We start from the raw sequence: 25,466 nt of genomic DNA, 5'->3' as shown, positions 1-25,466 counted from the left end.
TCTGGTCTGTACCACCTTATCGGGGCCGGGCCGCGGACGCGTTCGGCGTCCACAGCCCGGACCGGGGGCGGTGTAGGGCGTCGCGGGTCGGGCAAGATCCGGGAGGAAGGGCCTAGCCGACGGTGACGTTGTCGACGGTCCAGTACCAGTTGTTGGTGCCCGTGTAGCGGAAGCTGACGCGGACGTCGGTGGCACCGGCCGGGACCCGGAGGGCGAGCGACTCCGTCGTGGCGAGGGCGTCGGCGGTGTGGCTCTTGACGACCGTGGCCGCGCCCCCGTTGTACGAGACGAGCACCTGGGCGGTCTGCGCGCCGTCCTGGCGGTAGTGGGTGGTGTAGCGGAGGTTGACCGTGGAGCCGCCGGTGACCGGGTATTCGGGGCTGATCAGGGTGGAGTCGAAGGTGCCGGTGTGGGCCTTGTCGTCCCACTCGTCGGAGTCGGCGACGGCGAACACGTCACGGGAGCGGACGCCCAGCTCGCGCCACTGGTCGCGCTGGGCCTGGCTCCAGAACTCGTCGGTGGCGAAGGACCAGCCGGCCCACTCGGTCACGCCGCCGCTGCCCATGCGGGAGTTGTCCACGGACCAGCCTGCGGGCGGGGTGCGGGTGAAGCCCTTGGTGGTGGCGGGGATGCCCGTCTCGTCCAGGCGGGCCTGGAGGGCGGGGCGCAGGGTGTCGAAGGCGTCGTTGTCGGCGGCGTCCAGGGCGAGGCCGTCGATGCCGGGGGCGGCGACGCCCACGTGCCGCAGGGCGATGGCGGCGACGTCGACGAGACGGACGTCGTCGCGGACCGAACCGGCGGGGATTCCCGCGCCCTTGGCGAGCACGAAGGTGCCGCGCTCCTGGATGGTGGAGCCGCCGTGGCCGCCGGCGGCGGTGTGCCCGTGGTCGGTGGTGACCAGGATCTTCCAGTTCTCCCGGTCGTACGTGGGCCGGGCCGCGACCGCGTTCAGGACCTGGCCGACGAGTGCGTCGACGCGGGCGATCGAGTCGAGGTACTGCTGGCTGGCGGCGCCGTAGGAGTGGCCGGCGCCGTCGACCTGGCCGAAGTAGACGAAGGCGGCGTCGGGGTTCTGGTCGCGCAGCTCGGCGGCGGCCGCGGCGGCGATCTTCGGGTCCTCGGTGAGGTAGCCGTCCCGGTCGCCCTTGAGGCCGAGGCGCTTGTCGACCTTGGCGGAGAAGATCGGGCCGCCGGCGTCGGCGGAGGCGATGGGCTCCCAGTCGGCGGCCGCGTACGTGTTGAGGGTGGGGGCGGCGTTCTCGATGCGGGTCAGGAAGTCGGGGTAGGCCGTGTAGTTCTTGCCGGTGAAGGAGTTGTCCTTCACGCCGTGCCGGTCGGGCCAGGCGCCGGTGGCGATGGTGGACCAGCCGGGGCCGGAGGAGGTGGCGGCCATCGGGTTGGCGTAGAGGGTGCTGCGCGCGGTGAGGCCCTGGGCCATCAGGCCCTTCAGGTAAGGGGCGTTGGCGACTTTCAGCCGGTCCAGCACGACTCCGTCGAGGCCGATGACCAGGACCTTGTCCGTGTTGGCCGCGGCCGGTTCGGCGGTGGCGGCCTGGGTGCCGAGGGTGCCGGCGACGAGGGCCGCGGCGGCGGCCGCCACGGCGAGCGTACGGCGCCGGGGCAACAGGGCGGGGACAGTGGGCACGTTACTCCTCCGGGAGTATTCGTGGGGAAATGCGCAGGGGACGGTCGTGCGGCGGGTCCGGTCCGGGCCCCGAGCGGAGGGCTTTGGACCAGACCCGTTATGCAAGCGTTACTCTGCACGGCCTGGGTGGCCGTGGGGTGACAGGTCAGCTTCCGGTGGCCGACTTCCACGCGTCGACGTACGCGGAGAGGTTCTCGTCGATGTCGGCCCAGTCCGGCTCGAAGATCTCGACGCCCGCCATGAGCTTCGTGAGCGCTACCGCGTTGGCGTCGGTGGGCTTGACGTCGGAGCGGGCGGGGAAGCCGCCGCCGACCTCGCTGACCAGCTTCTGGGCGTCCTCGCTGAGGAGGTGGTCGAGGAGCTTCTTGCCGTTGTCGCCGTGCGGGGCCTTGGCGACGAGGCCGGCGGCGTACGGGAGGGCGAAGGTGGTGGGCTTGCCGCCGTCCTTGGCGGGGAACCAGATGCCCAGGTTCGGCATGGACTTGGACTGGGCGAAGTTCATCTGGACGTCGCCGTTGGCGACCAGGATCTCGCCCTTGTCGGTCTTGGGGGCGAGCTTGCTGGTGGAGGAGGACGGGCCGACGTTGTTCGTCTGGAGCTTCTTCAGGTACTCCAGCGCCGGCGCCTGCCCGCCGAAATCGTGCATGGCCTTGATGAGGACGGCGGTGCCGTCGCCCGCGACGCCGGGGGTCGAGTACTGCAGCTTGCCCTTGAACTTGCCGTCGAGCAGCTCCTCCCAGGTCTTGGGGGCCCGGGCGAGCTCCTTCTTGTTGTAGACGAAACCGAAGTAGTTGTTGACGACGGAGGTCCACTTGCCGTCGGCGGCCTTGTCGCCGCCGTTGACCTGCTCGGAGCCCTGCGGCCGGTAGGCCTCGATCAGGCCCTTGCCGTCGGCCTGCTGGATGAAGGGCGGGAGCGTGATCAGCACGTCGGCCTGGGTGTTGGTCTTCTCGCGGACGGCGCGCTGCACCATCTCGCCGGAACCGCCCTCGACGTACTTGACCTTGATGCCGGTCTTCTTGGTGAAGTCGGCGAAGACCTTGTCGTACCAGCCGTCGCCGTTCTCGCCCTTGAGGCCGTCGGCGCTGTAGACGGTGACGACCTTCTCGCCGTTCGCGGAGTCGGCGGTGGCGCCGCAGGCGGTGAGCCCGGCGGCGAGGGCGAGGCTGCCGGTGACTGCGGCGATCGGGCGGAGCAGGTTGCGGGACATGCGGAGGATCTCCTTGGGGAGGGCAGGGGACTGCGGAGGAGGGGTACGCGGTGGAACGGGCCCGGGGGCGTGGGCCCGTGCGGGTGCGGGGGGGGGCGGCCGGAGGTCAGCGGTAGGAGGCCTTGGTGCGGATCCGGGAGACGGCCAGCAGGACCAGCAGCGTGGTGCCCATGAGCACCACGGCGACGGCGGAGCCGCTGTACAGCGAGCCGCGGTCGGTGGCCGTGAAGATGCGCACGGGCAGCGGCATCCAGTCCGGCGGGTAGAGCATCATCGTGGCGCTCAACTCGCCCATGGACAGGGCGAAGCAGAGCCCTGCGGCCGCGTTGAGCGACGGCAGCAGGAGCGGGAGCCTGACCCGCCACAGCACGTACGCGGGCCGGGCGCCCAGGCTGGCCGCGGCCTGCTCGTACGCGGGGTCGAGCCGTACGATCGCGGCGGAGACCGACTGGTAGGCGAACGCCGTGACAAGAATCGTGTGCGCCAGGATGACGATGCTGCTGGTGCCGTTGAGGAGCAGCGGCGGCCGGCTGAAGGCGACGAGCACGGCGAGGCCGACGACCACCGAGGGCACCGCGACGGGCAGCATGAACAGCGCGTCCAGGGTGCGCTTCCCGTGCTTCTTCAGGGCGGCCGCGGAGAGCGCCGCCCACGTGCCGAAGGTGAGCGCGAGCAGGCTGGCGACCAGGGCGGTGACCAGGCTGGTGGTCAGCGCCTGGAGGGATTCCCCGCGGACGGCCGAGGCGTAGTGGACGGTGGTCGGGCCGGACGGGAAGGCGCCGGACCAGTTCGTGGCGAAGGAGGCGGCCACGACGACCAGCAGGGGCAGCGCGAACAGCGGCAGGAAGAGGACGAGGAAGACGCCCCAGGCGGCCCAGCGGCCCGCCTTGCTATGCACCAGCACGCTTGCTCACCACCCGGTAGAGGCCGAACAGGCCGACGGAGATCGCGATGTTGACGACGGCGACCACGCACGCCGCCGGGTAGTCGGATTCGAGGATCGCCTTGCCGTAGACGAGCATCGGCAGGGTCGTGACGCCCTTGGCCCCGGTGAACAGGACGATGCCGAACTCGTTGAGGCACATGACGAGGACGAGGCTGCCGCCGGCGGCGAGCGCGGGCACGGCCTCGGGCAGGATCACCTGCCGCACGATCCGGGCGGGCCGCGCGCCGAGCGAGGAGGCGACCTCCAACTGCGCGGTGTCGAGCTGTGAGAACGCGGCGAGCAGGGGGCGCATCACGAACGGCGTGAAGTAGGTGATCTCCGCGAGGAGCACGCCCCAGGGGGTGGTCAGGAAGTGGAAGGGCCCCTCGGCGGCCCCGGTGAGGTCCGTCCACACCCCGTTGGCCATCCCGACGGTGCCGTAGATGAACAGCAGCGCGAGGGTGATCAGGAAGGACGGGAAGGAGAGGAAGACGTCGACGAACCGGGCGACGGCCTTCGCTCCGGGGAACGGCACGAAGGCGATGACCAGCGCGAGGACGAAGCCGAGCGCCAGGCAGCCGGCGGTGGCGGCGACGGCCAGCCACACGGTGGTCCACAGCGCTTCGCGGAAGGACGTGGAGCCGAACACGTCGGCGTAGGCGTCGAAGGCACCGCCGCCGCCGTCCGGCGTCAGCGACTGCTGGACGACGAGGCCGATCGGGTAGAGGAAGACCAGCCCGAGGACGGCGACGGGCGGCACCGCCCACAGCCACCGCGTCCCGCCGCGAGCGGCGCCGGGGGTACGGGTCGTACGGGTCGTACGGGGCTTGCCCGCCCGGGCGTCGGGGCCGTTGCCGGGGGTACGGGGCTTGCCCGCCTGGGCGTCGGGGCCGTTGCCGGGGGTACCGGCGGCCTGGCGGGGGCCGGGTGTACGGGCTTCGGTGTCGTCCGCGCCAGGAGCGGCGGCGGGGGCTGCGGCGGGGGCGGCGGAGGCCGCTGCGGCGGGGGCGACAGCGGCGGGGGCGGCCCCGGTTGCCGGGCCGGTTGCCAGGCCGGTCGCGGCGGTCTGCGGGGGGCTGCCCGGCGGTGACAGTTCCGGGCCGGAGGGGCTACGCATCGGCCACGCCCGCCGCGAGCAGCACCGCGTCCTGCGGGGCGAAGTGCAGGGTGACCTCTTCCCCGAGCGCCGGGGTCTCCCGCAGCTCGGGCAGGTCCGCCTTGACCCGGTGGCCGGCCACCTCGACGTACAGCCGGTGGGTGGAGCCGCGCCATTGGACCTCGGAGATCCGGCCGTGCAGGGCGTTGGGGCCGGCGCCGAGTCCGAGCAGGTGCGGGCGCACGCACAGGGTGGCGGTGGCGCCGGGCGCCGCCCGGCCGGTGTCCAGGGTGAGCCGGGTGCCCGCGAACTCCGCGGCGCCGGCCGTGTCCGCCACCGTGACCGGCAGCAGGTTGGCGTTGCCGACGAAGGAGGCGGTGAACTCGTTCCGCGGGGCCCGGTACAGCTGCTGCGGGGTGCCGCAGTCCTGGAGCCGCGCCTTGTCCATGACCGCGATCCGGTCGGCGAGGGTGAGCGCCTCGACCTGGTCGTGGGTGACGTACAGGAGGGAGACGTCGGGCAGTTCGCGGTGCAGGCGGGCGAGTTCCGCGAGCATGCCGGAGCGCAGCTGCGCGTCGAGCGCGGACAGCGGCTCGTCGAGGAGCAGCACCTTGGGGCGGATGGCCAGCGCGCGGGCGATGGCGACGCGCTGCTGCTGGCCGCCGGACAGCTCGCGCGGGTAGCGGCGGGCGTAGGCGGCCATGCCGGTCATCTCCAGGGCCTCCGCGACCCGGGCGGGTATCTCGGCCTTGGGCACCTTCTGGGCGCGCAGCCCGAATTCGACGTTGTCCTGGACGCGCATGTGCGGGAAGAGGGCGTACTGCTGGACGACCATCCCGATGCCGCGCTTGTGCGGCGGCAGGTCCGTGACGTCGCGGTCGCCGATCAGGACGCGGCCGGAGACCGGGCGGACGAAGCCGGCGACGGCCCGCAGTGCGGTGGTCTTGCCCGAGCCGGAGGGCCCGAGCAGGGCCATGACCTCGCCCGGTTGGACGGTCAGGTCCAGCGAGTCGAGGACCGTGTTGCCGTGGTAGGCGACCGAAACGGAGTCGAAGCGGATGCCGCTCACGCCGGCGCCCCTGCTCCGGCTCCGGCTCCGGCGTCGCCACCGGCACCGGCACGGGCACCGGCTCCCGCTTCGGCTTCCGTGCGCGCCAGCAGGTCGGGCAGCTGCGCGATCGACGCGAGGACGTGCGTGGCGCCGTGCCGTTCGAGGGCGTCCCGCCCGTGCGCGCCGGTCAGGACGCCGGCGACGAGGCCGGCGCCGGAGCGGCGGCCGCTGAGCATGTCGTACGAGGTGTCGCCCGCGACGGCAAGCTGCCGTACGTCGTCGGCGGCGCCGGTCCGCAGGAACGCGGCGAGGACCATGTCGGGGAAGGGCCGGCCGCGGCCGCCCGCGTCGGCCGGGCACAACGTGAGGTCGGCCAGGCCCTGCCAGCCGAGCGCATCGAGGATGGCGTCCTGGGTGACCCGGGCGAAGCCGGTGGTCAGGACGACGGTGCGGCCGTCGGCCCGGAGCTTCTCGATGGCTTCGCGGGCGCCGGGCAGCGGGGCGACGAGCCCGCCGTCGACGAGTTCCCCGTACGCCCGCTCGAAGGCGGTGTTGGCCTGCTGCGCGAGGTTCTCTGCGCCGAACAGGTGCCGGAAGACGGAGATCTTCGACTCGCCCATGGTGTCGCGGACGTACTGGAGCTTGGCGGCGTGGTCGGCGGAGCCGGGGGTCACGCCGAGGCGTTCGGCGGCCCGCGAGAAGGCCTGTTCGACGAGGCCGCCGTCGGCGACCGTGGTCCCCGCCATGTCCAGGACGACCAGGGAGTGGGTGCGGTCGGTCATGGTGTTCACCAGCCCAGTTCGTTCGCGGTGGTTTCGGCGATGGCGGGCGAGCAGGTCATGCCGCGGCCGCCGGGCCCGGTCACCAGCCATACGCCGTCGCGTACCTGCTGGCGGTGCACCACCCGGGAGGTGTCGGTGCACTGGGCGTAGACCCCGGCCCAGCGGTGCCGGATCTTCGGCAGCGGTCGGCCGAGGAACCCCTCGACCACCCCGGTGAGGTGGTCGTACGGGTCTTCGAGGGTGTCGAAGGCGAAGGGGTGCTCGTACTCGTGGGTGTCGCCGATGGTCAGTCCGCCGTCGCGGCGCTGCACCATCAGGAGCTGCATCCTGTGCTCGGCGGCGATCGGCGCCTGCGCCTGCGACGCGTTGAGCTCGTCGAGGGCGTCCGACCGGTAGGCCGGGTAGTAGCGGAAGCTGTCGGCGTCGGCGACCGAGGTGGTCAGGGCCTCGCCGAGCGGCTCGGTCTGCATCATCTGCAGGCGCACCCGGCGCACCGGCAGGTCCGGGGCGAGCTCCTTGACGAGGCCGCTCAGCCAGGCGCCGGTGGCCAGCACGACCGCGTCGCCGCGGTGCACGTCGCCGTGGTCGTCGCGGACGGCCGCGGTACCGACCACCTCGCGGACCTCGCGCCCGGTCAGGAAGGTGTACCGGCCCGAGGCCCGCAGGTGGGCGTGGAGGGCGAGCTGCGCGGTGCGCGGCTCGACGGCGGCGTCGCGCTCGCACCACAGGGCGGCTTCGAAGTCGCCGCGCAGCGCCGGGTTGGCGGCGCGCGCCTCGGCGGCGGTCAGCACCTGGTAGCCGCGGGCGGCGGCATCCGGCCGGGCGGCGGCGGCCACGGCCACCGCGTGCTCGCGGGCGTTGCGCACCAGGGTCAGCGAGCCGATGCCGCGGAAGCCCAGCTCGGGGACCTCGGCCCCGAGGGACTCCCACAGTTCGCGAGCCCGCAGTGCGGTGTCGAGTTCTTCACCCCCCGCGCGTCCGCTCACCCATATCTGGCCGAAATTGCGCAGTGATGCACCGCGCGCCTCGGCCTCCCGCTCGATCTGTACGACCTCGTGGCCGCGCTCAACTGCCTGCCAGGCGTGCATGGTGCCGACCACGCCGCCTCCGACGACTATGACTCTCACGTCGGCAACGGTGGTGGCGGGCCGTGACCCGTGAGGATCGGGACGGCAACGGGTCGGTGAACAGGCCCCGACACTTGGACTAGACCCGTTATCGTCTCGTAATCATGGCTCGCCCAGTGCCATCCGTTATGGGGTGGTTCAGCCGGGACTCAGGTGGGTCGTGAAGCTGAACCGGTCGCCACGGTAGAGCGAACGGACCCGTTCCAGCGGCCGGCCGTCCTGGTCGCGCGAGAAGCGGTGGATGAGCAGCATCGGCAGGGCCGGCGGGGTGCCGATCAGCAGCGCCTCGCGCGGGGTCGCGAGCACCGTCTCCAGCTTCTCGTCGGCGTCCCCGAAGGAGATGCCGAGCCGGTCCTTGAGGTAGCCGTAGAAGGAGGAGTCCGGCTGGAAATCGCTGTCGAGGTCCGGCACCCGGGCCACCCGGATGTACGTGCTCTCCAGCCCGACCCTCTCGTCGTCGGCCAGCAGCACCCGCTCCAGGTGCCACACCGGCTCCCCCTCCTCCGCGCCGATGCCGGGGGCGAGCGCGGGCGGACACGGGAACCGCTCCAGGCCGATCAGGTGGCGGCCGGGGCGGCGGCCCTGCCGGCGCACGCCTTCCGTGTAGCTGGCGAGGGACAGCGGCTGCTCGAGTTTGGGGCCGGCCACCACGGTGCCGCGGCCGGAGCGGCGCAGCCGCCCCTCCAGCAGGAGTTCGCGCAGGGCCTGCCGGACCGTCTCGCGGGAGACCTCGTACCGCTCGGCGAGGTCGCGTTCGGTCGGCAGCGGCCCGCCCTCGCCCAGTTCCTCGATCAGGACGGACAGGTGTGCCTTCACGGCGTAGTACTTGGGGATGCGGCCGTGCTCGGGGATCCCCGAGCGGACGGGCGAGCCCGGGCTGTGTGTCGGTTCCACGCTGGGACTTTACGGGCCGTCAGGGCCTGCGCAGGCGCCGGGCCCCCAGCCGCATGGCAGCACCGGCCGCGGCGACCGCACCGGCTGCGGCACCGAGCCCGCACAGCCGCTCGGAACGGCCCGTGTCGGCCAGGGAGCCGGCGGCCCCGGGCTCCGCCGGCTCCTCCGGGCCCGCGACGGCGAAGCGGTAGCCGCCCGTCTCGCCCACCCAGTCGCCGTCGTCGCCCTTGCGCTGGACCAGCGCGGCGTCGGCGACGACCTCGCCGGGCGGGGTGTCGGCGGCGAAGGAGAGACGTACGGCCACGGTCACCGAGCCGTTCGCCGCGACGGTGAAGCCGGGGAAGGCGCCGGCGCCGTCGAACACGGCGATGACCTCGTCCTGGTCGGACTGCTCCAGGGTGACGGGGTAGGCCGTACCGCGGTCCGTGAACTCCAGGTGGAGCTGCGAGGCCTTCAGCGCGTGCGCGCGGTCGGCGAACACGACCACCGGGTGCACGGCCCGGCAGTCGGCGCGGCCGGGGTTGGTGAGGTCGAGGTACCAGGTCTGCGGCCCGCCACCGCTGCGGTACACGGCCGGCCCCCCGCGGATCCGCGCCCCGAGCGGAAACTCGGCGCTCTTGCCGTCCCCGCACTCGCCCCGCACCCGAGCCGGCCGCGCGGGCGCCGGCTTGGCCCCGCCGCCTTCGCCCACGTCGTGCGGGGGCAGCTGCGGGACGGCGGCGGCGGGCGCGGCGACGGCGAGGGGGGTGGGGGCGGAGTGCGCGGGGGCGGAGAGGTCTGCGAGGGAGAGTGCGGGCACGGAGAGCGCGGCGGAGGCGGAGTGCGCGGCTGCGGAGAGCGTGGCGGAGGTGGAGTGCGCGGGCGCGGCGGGCCTGGTGGCGGAGGATGCGGTGACGGCCGGTGCGGCCGCGGCGGGTGCGGTGAGCGCCACTGGCCCCAGGGCGGCCGCGGCCGTGGCGACGGACACGGCCAGTGCTGTGCGCATTCGCATGAAGGGCCTTCGCTGCTCGCCGGACGATGGTCGGACCAGGTGACAATCACCCCGCCGTCCACCGCACCCTCCCACGCGCGTGTTTTCTCCCGGCCCGCACACGCCGCAGCTTGCCCCGGTTTACCCCTGTTTGGGCCATGGAACGGGAGGGTGAGAAGCACCTCAAAGCGGCGGAGCGGCGCCCGCCGCAGGGCGGACAGAGGGAGGCCGAGACGGCGGGGGTCGGTTCAGCAAGGCGGGGCGGTTCGGGTCGGGGCTGTTCAGGCCCGGGCTGTTCAGGCCCGGGCTGTTCAGGCCCGGGGTCGAATTCAGGGGGCGGGGCGAGTCCAGGGGGCGGGGCGAGTCCAGGGGCCGGGGCGAGTTCAGGATGCGGGGCGAGTTCAGGATGCGGGGCGAGTTCAGGATGCGGGGCGAGTTCAGGATGCGGGGCGAGTTCAGGATGCGGGGGTAGTCAGGGTGCGGGGGCGGTCAGGGGGCGGGGGTGGGTTCCGGCGACGGGTACTGCTGCCCGAAGGCCTCGGTCAGCACCAGTTCGGCCGCGCCCGCGACCACCGCGCCTTCCGGAGCGGCCCGCACGCGCACCTCGTACGCGCCCAGCGCCCGCGCGGACAGCACCGCGCCGACCCCCCGCACGAACACCTCCGGGTCCGCCGCCACGGCCCGGCCGCCCAGGACCACCGCGTCGACGTCCAGCAGGGCGACCAGGTTCGCGACCGCCTCGCCGAGCAGTCGCGCCGCCGTACGAGCGTCCCCGCCCGCCAGGGCCTCCAGGCACAACGCCTCCACGCAGCCGCGGGCCCCGCACCGGCAGCGCGGCCCGTCCAGCAGCAGCACCTGGTGCCCGAATTCGCCGGCCCCCGTACGCGACCCCCGGTGCGGGGCCCCGCCGAGGAACAGCCCGGCGCCCAGCCCCGTACCGGCGTGGACGTACGCGAACGACCCGGCTCCGCCCGCTCCGGCCGCCAGGCCCACCGTGGCGGCATTGGTGTCCTTGTCGAGCACGACCGGCAGCCCGAGGCGTTCGGCGAGGGCCGCGCGGAGCGGAAAGCCGTCCCAGTGCGGGAAGCCGGTGACCCGCCCCATCACCCCGTCCCGGTGGTCGAGCGGGCCGGGAACCGCACACCCCACTCCCCACAGACCGCCACCGCCACCGCCACCGCCACCGCCGTCGCCACCGCCCCCGCCACCGCCGAGGCCGTCGCCATCGCCACCGCCATCGGCACCGAGCCCGAGCTCGGGGCCAGTGCCGGAGCCGGGGCCAGCGCCGGGGCCGGGGACGGGGCCGGGGACGGGAACGGGGACGGGAACAGGGACGGACTGCTCGGTGGCTGTGGCGCCCGCCACCGTTCCGCCGGCCCGCAGCCTTGACCCCGACGGCCCCTCCGGGCCCGCCAGCCCCGCGGGCCACGCCAGCCCCGCCTGCGCGGCCGCCGCCTCGACCTCGCGGGCGGCGGCCGCCACCACCTCCTGGGGTCGCAGCCCGAAGTCCAGCGGGCCCCGGCGTGAGGCGACCACCCGGCCGGCCAGGTCCACGACCGCCACCCGTACCTCGTCCCGGTCCAGCTGGAGGCCGACCGCGTGCCCCGCCTCCGGGACCAGCCGCAGCAGGGTCGCCGGCTTGCCGCCGGTCGAGGCCCGCCGACCGGCCGGCGCCGCCAGCCCGGCCGCCCGCAACCGCGCGCCGATCTTGCTGACGGCCTGCGGGGTCAGCCCCGTACCCGCCGCCAGTTCGTGACGGCTCGCCCCCGCCGCCCCGGCCGCCCGCAGCAGCCCGAGCACCAGACCCGCGTTGTGGCTGCGCACGGCCGACAACCCCAGCCCCGGCCCCGACGCAGCCCGCCCCGACCCGGGCGCAGGCTCCATGCCCGACCCCGAGCCGACCCGCCCCGACCCCGACCCGAGCGCAGGCTCCATATCCGACCCCGACGCGGCCCGCCCCGACCCCGACGCCGAGCCCGAGCCCGAGCCCGACGCCGAGCTCGGGCCCGAACCCGAGCCGGGCTCCGAACCCGACCCCGGCCCGAGCGCCGGCTCCGGCTGCGCCCCGGGCGGCCCGCCCGCCGCGTTCCCTGCTGTCTCCCCGTCGTCCTTCACCTCGCCATCATCTCTCTTGCTTGCACTTTCGCAACAGCGTTGCTTAAGTGGTTGCATGTCCCCCTCCTCCCCCCTCCGCGTCGGACTCATCGGCTACGGCCTGGCCGGCTCCGTCTTCCACGCCCCGCTCGTGGCGGCCACCGAGGGGCTGACCCTCGACACGGTGGTCACGGCCAACGAGGAGCGCCGGGCCCGGGCCCGCGCCGAGTTCCCGGACGTCCGCCTCGCACACACCCCCGAGGAACTGTTCGCCCGCGCCGACGAGCTCGACCTCGTCGTCATCGCGTCCCCGAACAAAACGCACGTATCGCTCGCCACCACCGCCCTGGAAGCCGGCCTGGCGACGGTCGTGGACAAGCCGCTCGCCGCCACGGCCGCCGAGGCCCGCGCCCTGGCCGCCCTCGCCGAGCGCCGCGGCACGCTGCTGTCCGTCTTCCAGAACCGCCGCTGGGACAACGACTTCCTCACCCTGCGCCGCCTGATCGCGGACGGCGAGCTCGGCACGGTCCAGCGCTTCGAGTCCCGCTTCGAGCGGTGGCGCCCGCAGCTCAAGGGCGGCTGGCGCGAGTCAGGCGCCCCGGAGGAGATCGGCGGGCTGCTGTACGACCTCGGCAGCCACCTCGTCGACCAGGCGCTGACCCTGTTCGGCCCGGTGGTGCGGGTGTACGCCGAGGCCGACGTACGCCGCTCCGGCGCCGAGACCGACGACGACACCTTCCTCGCACTCACCCACGCGAACGGGGTCCGCTCCCACCTCTACGTCAGCGCGACCACGGCGCAGCTCGGCCCGCGCCTGCGCGTCCTCGGCTCGGCCGCCGGATACGTGAAGTACGGGCTCGACCCGCAGGAGGCCGCACTGCGCGAGGGCCAGCGGCCCCACGACGGGACGCCGTGGGGCCACGAGCCGGAACACCTGTGGGGCCGCATCGGCTCCGGGGAGTCCCCGGCGACCGGCGGCGGCACCCCGGTGCCGACCCTCGCCGGCGACTACCCCGCCTACTACGCGGCGGTGGCCGAGGCCCTGCGCACCGGCGGCGAACCGCCCGTATCGGCGCACGAGGCGGCAGCCTGCCTCGACGTCCTGGAAGCGGCCCGCCGCTCGGCAGCCGAAGGCATCACGGTCGGACTCGCCGAACCCAGGGCGTAACCGCCGCCCCGGCCCGCGAACGGCACGCCCGCGGCGGCGGCGCCGGGGTTACGCGTTCTTGAGCTGCTGGCGCTGGCGGCCCAGCCCGTCGATCTCCAGCTCCACCACGTCACCGGCACGCAGGTACGGCTTGGGCTCCGGCTGGCCCATGGCCACACCGGCGGGCGTGCCGGTGACGATGACGTCGCCCGGGTAGAGGGTCATGAACCGGCTCAGGTACCGCACGACCTCACCGACCGGGAAGATCTGGTCGGACGTCGAGCCGTCCTGCTTCTGCTCCCCGTTGACCCACAGCCGTACGCCCAGGACCTGCGGGTCCGGGATCTCGTCCGCCGTCACCAGCCAGGGGCCGACCGGGGTGAAGGTCTCGCAGTTCTTGCCCTTGTCCCAGGTGCCGCCGCGCTCGATCTGGAACTCGCGCTCCGAGAGGTCGTTGACGAGGACGTACCCGCCGACGTGCGCGAGGCCCTCCTCGGCCGAGCCGAGGTAGCGGGCGGTGCTGCCGATGACGACGCCGAGCTCGGCCTCCCAGTCGGTCTTCACGCTGCCGCGCGGGATGAGCACGGTGTCGTCGGGGCCGACCACGGTGTCCGGGGCCTTGAGGAACATGATCGGCTCCGCGGGCGTGGCCGCGCCGATCTCCGCGGCATGGCCGTGGTAGTTCAGCCCGATGCCCACGACCTTGCCGATGCGGCCCACCGCCGCACCGATCCGCAGCCCCTCGGCGTCGAGCACGGGGAGCTCTCCGGCAGCGGCCGCCTCCCGTACCCGGTCCAGCGCGGTCTCGTCGGCGAGCAGGCCGCCGTCGATGTCGGTGACGAGGCCGGACAGGTCCCGGAGGGTGCCGTCCTGGCCGAGCAGCGCGGGGCGCTCCGCGCCCACCGGTCCGACGCGCAGCAGCTTCATGAATTCTCCCGTGGTCGTGGCTGGTCGGCCCGCGGGCAGGACGTGCCACGGGCCGGCCGATGGGTTGCGGCCATCGGAGGATTGGCTGATCCTCCAAGATGGCCGTCCCATCCGCAAGACCCTGTTCACGGACTGGACCGCGCCCCGGGCCATCCGCAGCGGCGCCCGGGCCCGCGCCCGGGCCGGTACGCCGACTACGCGACCGCAGCCGCCGCGCCCCCGTTCGCTTCCGCCTTCGCCCAGCGGTGCTGCAGCCACGCCCGCTCGGCTGCCGTCCACGCCGTCGTGGTGAGCAGGTACAGCCCGGCCGCCAAGGGTACGAAGGCCGCGGTGACCAGCGTCCCGAAGGCCAGCAGCGGCATCACCTTGACCAGCCGCTGCATCGCCGCCGCCCCCGGCACCTCGGCGCCCGCACGCCCGGCGGTCCCGGCACCGGCGGCGGTGGCGAGCGCCGCCGGACCGTCCCCGGCGGCCGCCGCGCGCCGCGCCCGCAGCACCGTCCAGCCGGCCACCGCCGCGATCGCCGCGAACAGCCCGATGAACACGAGCCCCGGCGCCCCGAACACGCCGCCCTCCCCGACGGCGTCCATCCAGCGGTCGCCGAGCGCGGCGGCGAACAGCCGGTGGCCGAGCAACTCGTTGACCTCGCCGCCGACCCGCGAGGACGAGAACACCTGGTACATCACGAAGAACACCGGCAACTGCACGAGCATCGGCAGGATCCCGGCCAGCGGCCTGACCCCGGCCTCGGCGTGCAGGGCCAGCACCTCCTTCTGCAGCCGCTCCGCCTGGCGCGGCCCGGCATGGCGGCGCTTCAGCTCGGCGAGCCGGGGGGCCAGCGCGGCCCGCGCCCGTTCACCGCGGAACGCGGCGCGGGTGAGCGGGTGCATGGCCACCCGGATCAGCGCGGTGAAGAGCACGATGGCCACGGCGGTCGCCGAAGCGGCGAAGACGGGGTCGATCAGGTCGGCGAGACGGGAAACGAGCAGGGCGAAAACAGACGTGAAGACGGACACGTGGACCTCCGGAGGTCTCGTCCTGCCGTCGTCCCGTGGCGCGTGTACACAACGCCGGGACAGGACGACGGCACCGAAAGATGGCTTCGGCGTGACGAGCCGCGCGGGGCGACCGAGAAGTGCGAGAACGGGAGGGGTGCTGCGGTGACGCCCCTACGCGGCCGTCGGGAACAGACGGCCGGGTGCCCTGGGGCGCGAGCGCCCGGAGGCATCGGGATCCCGCTGCGGAAGGAACGCCGTGCGCTGCTCCCGGTCCCGTATCGCGGTGCGTATTCGATGCGGCGGCACGGGCCGCGCGCTGCGGGCGGCGAGCACCGAGCAGGCCGCCAGCGCGGCGCCGGCGGCAGCGGTCGCCGCATAGGTGACGGCGCTCGCGAGACCGCCCTCACCGAGGGGCTGGCCGGCGGCTCCGAGGATCCCGAGCAGGCCGGCCGTACTCAGCAGGAAGAGGAGCGCCGGCCCCAGCCGCCGCACGACGGCGCGCACATCGGCGACCACTCCCGCGATGCCGGACATCCGTCTCCCCCTCCCCGTACACGAGTTCGTGTGTCGTATCCCGATAGTAGACGGCCCCGCCGACAACGCGCCGCGGAGCCCGGGACCCAGGGGTGTCTGGTGGATCTCCACGGGAACGGAGCGTCGCGGCGTCGCGGAGATCCACCAGACACCCCCTAACGCTCCGCACTCGACACGAGCGTCCCCCACACCACCAGCCGGTACTTGGACGTGTACTCGGGAGTGCAGGTGGTGAGCGTGATGTAGAACCCCGGCTCGTCGTACCCGTACCGCGGATGCACCACGCTCCGCGGCACGCTCGCGATCACCCCGCCGTCCCGGGCCGACGTCTGCTCCAGCCGCCGCCCGACCACATACGTGAACCGCCGCCCCCGCACGTCCACGATCAGCTCGTCGCCCGCCCGCAGCCGATTGATGTACCGGAAGGGCTCGCCGTGCGTGTTCCGGTGCCCGGCCAGCGCGAAGTTCCCCTGGCGACCCGGCTGCGCGGTGCCCGCGTAGTGGCCGACGTATCCCTTGTCGAGCACACCCCTCTTGCTGACGCCCTGCGCGACCGGCGCCACCACCCCGAGCCGCGGGATCCGCAGCACCGCGTACGCCTGGTCCCAGCGCGGCGCGGCCGGCGTACGCCCCTGCGGCCGGGCACTGCGCGGCGGCCCCCCGGAGGCCGCAGGCCCCGGCGACCCGTCCCCCGCCCCATCACCACCGGCACCGGCACCGGCACCGGCACCGGGATCGAAGCCGCCACCCTCGCCGGCACCGGCCGAAGCCTCGGGAGCCTCGGGAACCACCCCACCGGCCCCGGCACCTCCCCCACCACCCGCATCGGCGGCCCACTGCCGCTCCAGCGCCCGCACCTGATCGCGCGCCCCCGCCCGCGCCTCCCGGTTCGTCCACCACAGCTGGTGCACGACCAGCAGCAGGAGCACCAGGCCAGCCGTCACCGCGAGTTCGGCACCCGACCACAGGCCCCGCGCCAGCACACGCCCGCGCGAGGGCCGCCGCCGCTGCCCCTGCACCACCACCGGAATCCGCTCGCGCACGGCCCGCACCTTAAGTCCTGCCCCGCCAACTGACCAGCGGCAGTACGGTGTGGACCATGCGCCCCGACACGCCTGCCGAGCACATCGACGAAGCCGAGCGCCTCATCCGCACGGCGACCCGCTACCCCGAGGACCAGGAGCCGCTGCTCCTCCAGGCCGCGGCCCACCTAGAACTCGCCGAAGAGCGCGAACGGGCCAGCACCCTCTACGACCAACTCCTCGCCGCCGAACCGGCGAACCCCCACCTGATCAAGGCCCTGCAGGCCGCGAACCTGTGGGAGTACGGCCACGAAGCCGAGGCCCGCGCCCTGATCGACGGCATCCGCGCCGCCGCCCCGGCCGACGCGGCCCCGTGGGAGATCGTCTCCGAGACCCTCGAAGCCCACGACGAACTCGACGCCTCCCACGCCTGCTTCACCGAGGCCGCCCGCCTCCTCATTCACGAGGACGCCCCGCTGACCTCCGCCACCGTGGCCCTCCTCACCGGCCGCCACCGGGTCCGCCGCCTGCTGGGCCTCCCGCACGACGACTGGGACATGGTCGCGGACACCCGCCACACCGGCCCCATCCCCCTCGACGAACTCCACGACCCCAAGCGCATCTGGGCCCTGGGCTCCGACGACCCGGCCGAACTGCGCGCCGAGATCGCCCGCCTGCGCGCCGAACTCGGCGACCGCCGGGCCGCCCTCTCCCGCCCCTTCCCGGTCGCCGTCCTGCACTGGCCGGCCGACGAACTCGCCGAGCTCACCGCCGCCTACCCGGCCCTCGCCGCCGAGTACCCCTCCCACGCCGCCCACCTCGCGGACATCGAACGCTCCCTGCGCGCCCTGTCCGCCTCCGGCACCAAGAACCTCGGCATCGTCACCGCCACGGTCCCCTCGTACGAAGCCTTCGCCGCCTCGGAGCACACCACCCCGTCCTCCCCCTCCCTCCTCGCCGAGTACGCCACCACCCTCGCCGCCCGAGGCAAAGCCACCCCCTGGCCCCCCACCCCCCAATCCCCCTGCTGGTGCACGTCAGGCACCCCATACGCGGACTGCCACGGGACCGCGACGCAGGACGCAAAACCGGCGTAAGCGATCGGGCCGAGCCATCGGGTACCGGCGCGGGACGGACCTGCCGGAGTCCGGAGATCGAGCACCCTCGGCCGGTCCCGGCCATTAGGCTCGCCTTCAACCACCCTTGACCCGAGGCAGGCCATGACCACCGACTGGCAGTTCGACGTACCCACGACCGGCAGCAAACACCTCCCGCCGGACGGCCGCTACATGGAGGCTCTCAGCAGCCAGGGGTACGGATTCGAGGTCGCCGTCGCGGACCTGGTCGACAACTCCATCGATGCCGGCGCGAAGGACGTGGTGATCCACTTTCTCCGCGACGGAGACCGGTTGGTCAGTCTGCTGGTCATCGACGACGGCAAGGGCATGACCGAGGAGGGGCTCGACGTGGCCATGACGGTCGGCGGCCGTCGGGACTACGGCGAGCGGGCGCTCGGGATGTTCGGCACCGGCTTGAAGGCCGCGTCACTCAGTCACGCCTCGGCCGTCACCGTGGTGAGCAAGACACGTCGCACGCGGGCCGTGGGGCGCCGGTGGCTCATGGAGCGGGCCGTCTCCGGCTTCCAGTGTGACATCGTCGCGCAGGAATACGCACAAGCACTGATCGACCGGTATGCCGAACGACCGATCGTCTGGCAGGGCACCGTCGTCCGGTGGGACGGGGTGAAGAACTTCCCCCAGAACACGGCCGGCGGTCAGACGGACCGCTACCTTCACCGCACCATCACCCGCCTGGGCCTCCAACTGGGCCTGTCCCTACACCGTTTCCTTGCCCGCGACGACTTCAACATCACGATCGCCGTGGAGGACGTCAGCTCGGGCACCGAGTACATGAACTTCGGGGTCGAGCCGCTGGACCCTTTCGGGTACCCGGCGCCCGGGCATGCGGAGTATCCGCGCCGCTTCACCGTGGACCTGCCGGACATCGGTTCCGTGGGCATGACCGCACACGTCTGGCCTCCGAAGTCGAACCTGGACGGCTACAAGGCCGTCGGATCCGTGCTCGAACGCCAGGGCTTCTACTTCTACCGCCACGATCGGCTGGTGCAGGCAGGCGGTTGGAACAATTTCCGGCAGCCCGACCAGCATCTCTCCCTGTCCCGTGTCGCGATCGACCTCCCGAGCGGCGGCGAACGCGTCTTCCGTCTGACAGTGAAGAAGGACGGCGTTGACGTCTCGCCCGAATTCGTCAGGGCACTCGACGAGGCGGCGGATTCCGCCGGGGTCCCGTTCACCCGGTACATCGCTGATGCGGAAGCCGTCCACAGAGACGCACGGAAGCGTGCGGGGACCACGCGCAAGCCGGTCATCGGACCGGGCAAGGGCTTCGATCCGGCCGTCCGCGAGACCATCGAGGACGAGCTGCCCCTGATCCCCGGCGAGGACCCCATCTCCGTCCTCTGGCAAAAGCTCGACAACAGCGTGTTCTTCGAGATCGACCGGGAGAGCCGGACCATCTCGTTGAACCACCACTATCGCACCGCCATCCTCGGTGGCCGCCGGGGTGGGCTCAACGACGCCCCCACCCTCAAGGCGATGGTGTACCTCCTCCTGCATGAAGTGTTCGAGAAGGAATACAGCGGAAGCCGCGAGAAGGACAACCTTCAGCTCTGGCAGTCCATTCTGGTCACCGCAGCCCGCACCGAACTGGAACGTGTGGCGGACGATGACTGAGCCCGTCGCCCTGCCCGAGCTCGCCTGGTCCACGGTCGAGCACTACCTCGGTCGAAAGCAGGCCGTGTCCTACCGGCTCTCCTCTGCTTCGGCCCGACGGCTCGTCTCGTACGAGGTCGGCGACGGTGGCCAGAGCATCTCGCTGTTCGTGGAACTCGACCGGCACGGCTGGCCTCCCCGTTCGGACCTGCCCGCCGTCGTCATCGACCCCGTTTCACGCAATGGGCTTCGCATGGCGCGTATCAGCACCTCCCAGGTCGCCCTGATGCGCGATTTTCACGATCTCCTGATGGCCGTGGCCGAGCGTGTCCTTCTCGGCGACCGGACACTCGACGAGGCGTTCGGTGAGACCGTCCGGGCCTGGACGGAACTCCTGAACCGTTCGCGTGGGCTGAGCTTGGAACGGCGCCTCGGTCTGCACGGCGAACTGGCGATCCTGCGGGCACTCGCCCGTCGGCACGGGTGGCCCGAGGCCGTCGAGTCATGGCGAGGTCCCCGGGCCGAGGAGCACGACTTCGGGCTGCGCGACGTGGACCTGGAAGTGAAGACCACCTCCTCCGAGGAGCGCCGCCACACAGTGCACGGTCTCGGGCAGCTGCGCGCGACCGCCGGTCGACCCCTGTGGCTCGCCTCGGTGCAACTGACGCGCGGTGGCCTCGGTGGGCGCTCGCTCAAGGAATCGGTCACCGCGGTCCGCGACAAGGTCGCTGCCGACCGGATCGCCGCAGCCCGCCTGGAGATCGCCCTTGCGGCTTCGGGATGGAGCGATTCCGGGCACGACGACGAACGGTGGACGCCCCGCACGGAACCTCTGGTGGTGCCGGCCGAGGAACTTCCCCGCCTGACCGACGCGATGATTCCGGAGCCCATCCGTGACCACATCTCCTTGGTCAGTTACCGGATACACGTGAGCCACCTCGCCCAGGGGCCCGGGTCTCCCCTGGATCTCACCGACTTCCGCCTCCCGTGACGAACAAGGATCACCGATGACCGGCACCATCAGCCTCCGGCTCGACCTGCACAGCGCCGTCCTGACCGACATGGACGGCAGCAGGCCGAAGCGACTCGCCCGCGCCCTCGGCTACCAGGCGGAGGACATGACGACGGAGACCGAGGCGCTCGCCCATGAGGCCGATTTCCAGCAGGCACTCCGGGCTTCCCAGAGCACGTCCCCGCTGGTCGAACTGTGGCGCAAGCAGCTCACCAAATGGGACTACGCCGAAGGACCCGGCTGGGCCACGACCGAGCCCCGCACCGACGAGCGCCGCGCCGAGGTGTACCGCCTGCTCGATCTCAAGGCGGTCACCTGTGAGCAGCTGGACCGTCTCATCCCGGTGTGGAAGGCCGAGGGCACGGTCGTCATCAGCGAGTCGTTCAAACCCTGGTACACCCCGCAGTCCCAGCGAAGCCGACCGCACTACTGGCCCGCCTACCGCAAACTGCTCTCCGACAAGAGCTGGCCGGAGCATGCGGTGGCCGGACTGGACATGGCGACGGACCAGGTGGTGGAGCGGCTGGCCGACCCGACAGACGAAGCCGCCTACCAGTCGAAGGGGCTGGTGGTCGGCTACGTACAGTCGGGCAAGACCGCCAACTTCACAGGCGTGATGGCCAAAGCCGTGGACGCCGGCTACCGCCTGGTGATCGTTCTGGGCGGCACCCTGAACATGCTCCGTGCCCAGACCCAGCGCCGCCTGGACATGGAGTTGGTGGGCCGGGAGAACATCCTGCGCGGCGCCCACGAACTGGAATCCGACTACGCGGACGACCCGGCCTGGATCAAGGGCAAGTTCGCCTCCTTCGGCAACCTCCCGTCGACGGTGGGCGCCTTCGACATCGTGCGCATGACCACGCGCGACGACGACTACAAGAGCCTCCTCCAGGGGATCACCGCCCTGGAGTTCGAGAAGCGCGAACCGGCGCGGCCCCTGTACGACCCCGTGAACCTGCACCGGGCCTCGGCCCGGCTGATGGTCGTCAAGAAGAACAAAACGGTCCTCACCAAACTCGTGAAGGACCTCAACAAAATCAAGACTCCGCTGTCGGAGATTCCTGTACTGATCATCGACGACGAATCCGACGAGGCGTCCGTCAACACCTCGAAGCCCGACACCGAGCGGACCGCGATCAACCTCAAGATCTCGGAACTGCTCCGGATACTCCCGCGGGCCCAGTACGTCGGCTACACCGCGACGCCGTTCGCCAACGTCTTCGTGGACCCCAGCGACGCCGAGGACATCTTCCCGAAGGACTTCATCCTCTCGCTGCCCCGCCCGGACGGCTACATGGGCGCGCGCGACTTCCACGACCTCGACTCCGTCGTCGACGGCGACGAGCGGACCGTCGCGAATTCCAACGAACTCGCCCACGTCCGCGACATCGTGGACGCCGCCGACGACGACACGTGCCTGCAGAAGGCCATGGACATGTTCGTCCTTACGGCGGCCATGAAACTCTATCGGGAGGCCAAGGGCGACCTCCACTTCCAGCACCACACCATGCTGATCCACGAATCCAACCTCACCCTCGTCCACAGGGAACTCCTGGCCCGTGTGACACGGCTGTGGTGGGATTCCGGGTACATGGGCAGCCGAGGTCACGAGCGGCTCCGGGCCCTGTTCGACACTGACCTGGCTCCCGTGTCCGCGGTGCGCGCCGACGGCCAGGCGGTCCCCTCCTCGTACGACGAGCTGATGCCGTACGTCGGTCCGGCCTCGATGCGCATCGGGGGCGACGACCAGCCGATCATCGTCGTCAACGGCGACAAGGACATCGAGACGGGCGAGGCCGACTTCGACAAGCGCTCGATCTGGAAGATCCTCATCGGAGGTCAGAAGCTCGCGCGTGGCTTCACGGTCGAGGGCTTGACCATCTCCTATTTCCGGCGCCGAGCCGGAAACGCCTCCACCCTCATGCAGATGGGTCGCTGGTTCGGCTTCCGCAAGGGATATCGCGACCTCGTACGTCTGTACCTGGGACGCCAGGAGGCGATGGGAAAGGCGGAGGTGGATCTGTACGAGGCGTTCCAGGCGATCTGTCTCGACGAAGAGGCCTTCCGCTCCGAGCTGGCCCGGTATTCCGTGATGGTCGACGGAAGACCCCTGATCACCCCGGCCGAAGTACCGCCACTCGTCTCTCAGCACCTCCCCTGGCTGAGGCCCACCAGCCCGAACAAGATGTACAACGCACAGCTGGTCATTGTGCGCTCGGCCGGCCGGTGGGAGGAGCCGACGGCCTATCCGCGCAAGCGGTTGCGACACAACACCGGCCTTTGGCTTCCGATTCTCGAATCGCTACCGAACGCTCCGACGAGCCTGGCCTATCACTTCACGGATCATACGGATCAGAGGGTCACGCACCGCTTCCCGGCCCTGGCGGGTACGGTCTCGGCTGCGGCCATGCTCTCCGTTTTCGAGCAGTTGCACTGGGAGAGTCCAGCCCCTTTCCTCCCTCACCTGCGCTACCTCACGGAGATCACCGAGAAGACGCCTGCCAAGATCGACGACTGGTTGGTGCTCGCCCCCCAACACGCCTCCAGCACCCACAAGAAGGTGCTGCTCGGCGCGACGGGCCGCAGCTTCTCGTGGTTCGCCCGTGACCGGCGGGTGGATCGCCACCCTCTGTTCGGTGCCATCAGTGACCGCAAGCACCGTGGCGTGGCGCATCGCATCGCAGGCTCACTCCCGGATTCGGGCGACCCCGTGACGGAAAGCCTCGTCGCCGACCGGCGGGGGGCGCTCGTCCTGTACCCGATCATCGAGAGCGAACACCGCGGATCGATCGGCGGCGACGGCAGCATCGATCCCGGCAAGGTGGTCATGGCTTTCACCTTCGTCGCACCGGCTTCGGCTCACAACGCGAATGACCAGGTGATCCAGTTCGCGACGATCGACTCCTCCAGCAAGAGTGCGATCATCGACGTCGCGGAGATCGACCAAGACTGAGGCCGTTCCGGCCGGGCGCATCGTCGGCAACCGAAGGAGGGTCTGTAGTGACGACCACAACACCGCGCTTTCGATCACTCGACATCTGTTCGGGTGCCGGCGGCCTGGCCCTGGGCCTGGAGCAGGCAGGCTTCGACCCGGTGCTGCTCCTGGACAATCGGCCGGTCGCCTGCGAAACGCTGCGGCTGAACCGACCCGACTGGAACGTACTGACAACGGACCTGGCCGAGTTCGACCCTGCCGAACACGAGGAAACGTACGACGTGGACCTCCTCTCGGCCGGCCTGCCCCGGGTCCGGGCGACCGCCGCCGTGGCCAGGCCGGAGAGCATGTCCGAAATCCGGCTGCTGCGAGCCGCCGTGCTCCTGCTCCACGGAGTGCAGCCCCGGGCGCTGCTCCTTGAGAACGTCCCCGAACTCGTCACGAAGCCCGCCTACACATCGATCCGTGCGGAGATCGAGAGCGAACTGGACCACCTCGGATACCGGCATCGGTGGCTCGTCGTGGACGCGGCCGACTTCGGGGTGCCCCAGCAGCGTCGCCAGGGCGTCCTGGTCGCGTTCAAGGGAGCGCTCCTCGACTCCTTCACTCCCCCGTCGGCCACGGTGCCGCGGCCCGTGACCGTGGGTGAGGCCTTGGCCGCCTCCATGGCCGCCAGAGGCTGGCCCGAGGCCCACGCCTGGGCCGACCAGGCCGATCGTCCTGCTCCCACCCTGGTGGGTGGGTCGTGGGATCGGGGTGGAGCGGACCTCGGACCGACCGGCTCGAAAAAGGCCTGGGCCCGGATGGGTGTGGACGGCGGGACGGTGGCCGACACAGTGCCGGACGCCGGGTTCCGGTGGGACCCCTCACTGGGCAGGCCCGGCATGATGCCTCTCACCGTGGAGCAGGCAGCGATCCTGCAGGGGTTTCCCGACGACTGGCTGATTGCCGGGAAGAAGACTGCTCGGTATCGACAGGTGGGCCACGCCTCGCCGCCTCCGGTCGGACGTGCACTGGGCCTGGCCGTCGCCAGGGTCCTGGCGGGCTCGGGAAGCGCTTCGGCGGCGATGACGTCCGTTTCCGGCGACTACAATTGATCCCCATGAACCACGAGCAGTCCCCTCCGCCCCGGTCCGGGCAGATCCGCGTGATGGACCTGTTCGCCGGGGCCGGGGGCTTCTCGGCCGGCTTCAGGGGGTACCGCCCCGCGACTGGCCCGAACCCCTTCGTTTCCGTGGCGGCGGTCGAATTCGACAAGGCGGCGGCGTCCACGTACGCGGCGAACTTCGGCGGCTCCAACGTGCACGACGGGGACATCGCCGAGTTCGACGCAAAGCCTTTCAAAGGGCAGGCCGACATCATCATGGGCGGCCCGCCGTGCCAGGGATTCTCCGGACTCGGCAAGGAAGATCCGAGCGATCCCCGCAACGAGCTGTGGCGCGAGTACGTCAGGGTGGTCGCAGAGGTCAACCCCAGCCTGTTCGTCATCGAAAACGTGGATCGTTTCCTCAGATCCCCCCAGTTCGAGGACCTCCGCACGGCGTCACAGACCCCCGGGCATCCGCTGCACGACTACACGGTCGAACCGGCCGTGCTGAATGCGGCCGATTTCGGGGTCCCGCAGGCACGCCGGCGGGTCATAGTCATCTGCACCCACAAACGGCTCGGTTCAAGCCTCGTGCACCCCCGTCCCACCCACGCTAAGAACGGCCACGACGAGGTCGAGGTCGGCCAGAGTCCGCTGTTCGATTCGCTCCCGCGCTGGGCACCGGTCCGGAAGGTGTTCGAGAAGTCCGCGAAGCGCCCGCTCCTGACGGACATGCCGGCGCCCAGGCCGGGTCGGCCCGCGTTCGTCGAAGGCGTTCCCGGCTACTTCAAGACCACGGACCTGCATTTCGGACGCAGACCCGAAGAACTCTCTCGAGCCCGCTACAAAGCCATTCCGGAGGACGGCAACAGGAAACACCTCCGTGACGTCCACTACCGCATGGACGGAAACGACATCAGGCTCTCCACCGAAGCCGGTTACGACCTGCTCGACGGGCCTGAGATCTACCTGTCCACCGAAAGTTGGGACCGGCACAACAACGGCTCCGGCGACGTCATGGGGCGTTTGCGCTGGAATCACCCGTCCGTGACGATCCGCACCGAGTTCTACAAGCCAGAGAAGGGACGTTACCTCCACCCCGTGGAACATCGCCCCATCACGCACTACGAGGCCGCCCTCATTCAGGGCTTCCCCGAGGACTACCTCTGGTACGGGACGAAGGTCCAGATCGCCCGGCAGATCGGCAACGCCGTGCCCGTGGGTCTCGGCACCGCCCTCGCCAAGGCCATCCACGAGTTCCTCGCCACACGCCTCTGA

General features: G+C 71.8%; 21 protein-coding genes. 7 read left to right on the top strand and 14 right to left on the bottom strand.

What is annotated here, in order from left to right; translation table 11 throughout:
• Positions 1–112 precede the first annotated feature (112 nt).
• The 10 genes from OG764_RS22940 to OG764_RS22895 all read right to left on the bottom strand — a co-directional run bounded on the left by OG764_RS22940 (position 113) and on the right by OG764_RS22895 (position 11,524).
• Complete coding sequence (locus OG764_RS22940; RefSeq protein WP_328970300.1) at positions 113–1,645, bottom strand: alkaline phosphatase family protein; 1,533 nt, start codon at positions 1,643–1,645, stop codon at positions 113–115.
• Positions 1,646–1,790: 145 nt separating this feature from the next.
• Positions 1,791–2,855, bottom strand: a complete 1,065-nt coding sequence (locus tag OG764_RS22935) for a 2-aminoethylphosphonate ABC transporter substrate-binding protein (RefSeq protein ID WP_328970299.1) — start codon at positions 2,853–2,855, stop codon at positions 1,791–1,793.
• A gap of 106 nt (positions 2,856–2,961) precedes the next feature.
• Positions 2,962–3,759: an ABC transporter permease gene (locus OG764_RS22930; RefSeq protein ID WP_328970298.1), complete on the bottom strand. Its 798-nt coding sequence runs from the start codon at positions 3,757–3,759 to the stop codon at positions 2,962–2,964.
• Positions 3,746–4,549 carry a 2-aminoethylphosphonate ABC transporter permease subunit gene (locus OG764_RS22925; protein WP_328973127.1) on the bottom strand — a complete coding sequence of 268 codons (804 nt, stop codon included), beginning with the start codon at positions 4,547–4,549 and terminating at the stop codon, positions 3,746–3,748. Before OG764_RS22925 ends, OG764_RS22930 begins: the two co-directional genes overlap by 14 nt.
• Before the next feature lie 340 nt (positions 4,550–4,889).
• A complete protein-coding gene (locus OG764_RS22920) occupies positions 4,890–5,945 on the bottom strand; it encodes an ABC transporter ATP-binding protein (RefSeq protein ID WP_328970297.1) in 1,056 nt (351 codons plus the stop codon).
• Positions 5,942–6,709, bottom strand: a complete 768-nt coding sequence (locus OG764_RS22915; protein ID WP_328970296.1) for a phosphonatase-like hydrolase — start codon at positions 6,707–6,709, stop codon at positions 5,942–5,944. Before OG764_RS22915 ends, OG764_RS22920 begins: the two co-directional genes overlap by 4 nt.
• A 5-nt stretch (positions 6,710–6,714) precedes the next feature.
• Entirely contained in the window at positions 6,715–7,836 is a 1,122-nt protein-coding gene (locus OG764_RS22910) for a TIGR03364 family FAD-dependent oxidoreductase (protein ID WP_328970295.1), read from the bottom strand.
• 138 nt (positions 7,837–7,974) lie between these two features.
• Complete coding sequence (locus OG764_RS22905) at positions 7,975–8,730, bottom strand: GntR family transcriptional regulator (RefSeq protein ID WP_328970294.1); 756 nt, start codon at positions 8,728–8,730, stop codon at positions 7,975–7,977.
• A gap of 19 nt (positions 8,731–8,749) precedes the next feature.
• A complete protein-coding gene (locus OG764_RS22900; protein WP_328970293.1) occupies positions 8,750–9,715 on the bottom strand; it encodes a hypothetical protein in 966 nt (321 codons plus the stop codon).
• Between the two features lie 474 nt (positions 9,716–10,189).
• A complete protein-coding gene (locus OG764_RS22895; protein WP_443056015.1) occupies positions 10,190–11,524 on the bottom strand; it encodes an ROK family protein in 1,335 nt (444 codons plus the stop codon).
• 346 nt (positions 11,525–11,870) lie between these two features.
• Here OG764_RS22895 and OG764_RS22890 point away from each other — a divergent pair, with 346 nt between their 5' ends.
• Positions 11,871–12,962 carry a Gfo/Idh/MocA family oxidoreductase gene (locus tag OG764_RS22890; RefSeq protein WP_328970291.1) on the top strand — a complete coding sequence of 364 codons (1,092 nt, stop codon included), beginning with the start codon at positions 11,871–11,873 and terminating at the stop codon, positions 12,960–12,962.
• A 48-nt stretch (positions 12,963–13,010) separates the two neighbouring features.
• On the opposite strand, the gene OG764_RS22885 is transcribed toward OG764_RS22890, so the two are convergent.
• The 4 genes from OG764_RS22885 to OG764_RS22870 form a co-directional block, all read right to left on the bottom strand.
• Positions 13,011–13,868, bottom strand: a complete 858-nt coding sequence (locus OG764_RS22885; protein ID WP_328970290.1) for a fumarylacetoacetate hydrolase family protein — start codon at positions 13,866–13,868, stop codon at positions 13,011–13,013.
• A gap of 194 nt (positions 13,869–14,062) precedes the next feature.
• The gene (locus OG764_RS22880) at positions 14,063–14,884 is read right to left on the bottom strand and encodes a YidC/Oxa1 family membrane protein insertase (protein WP_328970289.1); all 822 of its coding nucleotides are present in this window, start codon (positions 14,882–14,884) and stop codon (positions 14,063–14,065) included.
• 153 nt (positions 14,885–15,037) lie between these two features.
• Entirely contained in the window at positions 15,038–15,400 is a 363-nt protein-coding gene (locus OG764_RS22875) for a DUF6412 domain-containing protein (protein WP_328970288.1), read from the bottom strand.
• Positions 15,401–15,555: 155 nt separating this feature from the next.
• Positions 15,556–16,443 (bottom strand): class E sortase, encoded by an 888-nt coding sequence (locus OG764_RS22870; RefSeq protein ID WP_328970287.1) that lies wholly within the window; start codon positions 16,441–16,443, stop codon positions 15,556–15,558.
• A 56-nt stretch (positions 16,444–16,499) separates the two neighbouring features.
• On the opposite strand from OG764_RS22870, the gene OG764_RS22865 reads away from it, so the two are divergent.
• From OG764_RS22865 to OG764_RS22840, 6 genes are all read left to right on the top strand, one after another.
• A complete protein-coding gene (locus OG764_RS22865) occupies positions 16,500–17,519 on the top strand; it encodes an SEC-C domain-containing protein (RefSeq protein WP_328970286.1) in 1,020 nt (339 codons plus the stop codon).
• Between the two features lie 123 nt (positions 17,520–17,642).
• Entirely contained in the window at positions 17,643–19,175 is a 1,533-nt protein-coding gene (locus OG764_RS22860; RefSeq protein WP_328970285.1) for an ATP-binding protein, read from the top strand.
• The gene (locus OG764_RS22855) at positions 19,168–20,145 is read left to right on the top strand and encodes a PD-(D/E)XK motif protein (RefSeq protein WP_328970284.1); all 978 of its coding nucleotides are present in this window, start codon (positions 19,168–19,170) and stop codon (positions 20,143–20,145) included. The genes OG764_RS22860 and OG764_RS22855 overlap by 8 nt, the downstream gene beginning before the upstream one ends.
• A gap of 16 nt (positions 20,146–20,161) precedes the next feature.
• Positions 20,162–23,119, top strand: a complete 2,958-nt coding sequence (locus OG764_RS22850) for a Z1 domain-containing protein (RefSeq protein ID WP_328970283.1) — start codon at positions 20,162–20,164, stop codon at positions 23,117–23,119.
• 47 nt (positions 23,120–23,166) lie between these two features.
• Positions 23,167–24,198 carry a DNA cytosine methyltransferase gene (locus OG764_RS22845; RefSeq protein ID WP_328970282.1) on the top strand — a complete coding sequence of 344 codons (1,032 nt, stop codon included), beginning with the start codon at positions 23,167–23,169 and terminating at the stop codon, positions 24,196–24,198.
• Between the two features lie 53 nt (positions 24,199–24,251).
• Positions 24,252–25,466, top strand: coding sequence for a DNA cytosine methyltransferase (locus OG764_RS22840; RefSeq protein ID WP_328970281.1), 1,215 nt, complete (start codon positions 24,252–24,254; stop codon positions 25,464–25,466).

This window comes from Streptomyces sp. NBC_00239 (genome assembly GCF_036194065.1).
GTDB lineage: Bacteria > Actinomycetota > Actinomycetes > Streptomycetales > Streptomycetaceae > Streptomyces.
Note: the sequence above shows the minus strand (reverse complement) of the source record. Positions and strands in the feature narration are given on the sequence as shown.

Bases quoted from the DNA above. Each gene is read 5' to 3' on its own strand.
- OG764_RS22855 (WP_328970284.1), top strand. From the start codon at position 19,168: ATGACTGAGCCCGTCGCCCTGCCCGAGCTCGCCTGGTCCACGGTCGAG.
- OG764_RS22865 (WP_328970286.1), top strand. From the start codon at position 16,500: ATGCGCCCCGACACGCCTGCCGAGCACATCGACGAAGCCGAGCGCCTC.
- OG764_RS22890 (WP_328970291.1), top strand. From the start codon at position 11,871: ATGTCCCCCTCCTCCCCCCTCCGCGTCGGACTCATCGGCTACGGCCTG.
- OG764_RS22875 (WP_328970288.1), bottom strand. From the start codon at position 15,400: ATGTCCGGCATCGCGGGAGTGGTCGCCGATGTGCGCGCCGTCGTGCGG.
- OG764_RS22935 (WP_328970299.1), bottom strand. From the start codon at position 2,855: ATGTCCCGCAACCTGCTCCGCCCGATCGCCGCAGTCACCGGCAGCCTC.
- OG764_RS22860 (WP_328970285.1), top strand. From the start codon at position 17,643: ATGACCACCGACTGGCAGTTCGACGTACCCACGACCGGCAGCAAACAC.
- OG764_RS22840 (WP_328970281.1), top strand. From the start codon at position 24,252: ATGGACCTGTTCGCCGGGGCCGGGGGCTTCTCGGCCGGCTTCAGGGGG.
- OG764_RS22915 (WP_328970296.1), bottom strand. From the start codon at position 6,709: ATGACCGACCGCACCCACTCCCTGGTCGTCCTGGACATGGCGGGGACC.
- OG764_RS22900 (WP_328970293.1), bottom strand. From the start codon at position 9,715: ATGCGCACAGCACTGGCCGTGTCCGTCGCCACGGCCGCGGCCGCCCTG.
- OG764_RS22850 (WP_328970283.1), top strand. From the start codon at position 20,162: ATGACCGGCACCATCAGCCTCCGGCTCGACCTGCACAGCGCCGTCCTG.
- OG764_RS22885 (WP_328970290.1), bottom strand. From the start codon at position 13,868: ATGAAGCTGCTGCGCGTCGGACCGGTGGGCGCGGAGCGCCCCGCGCTG.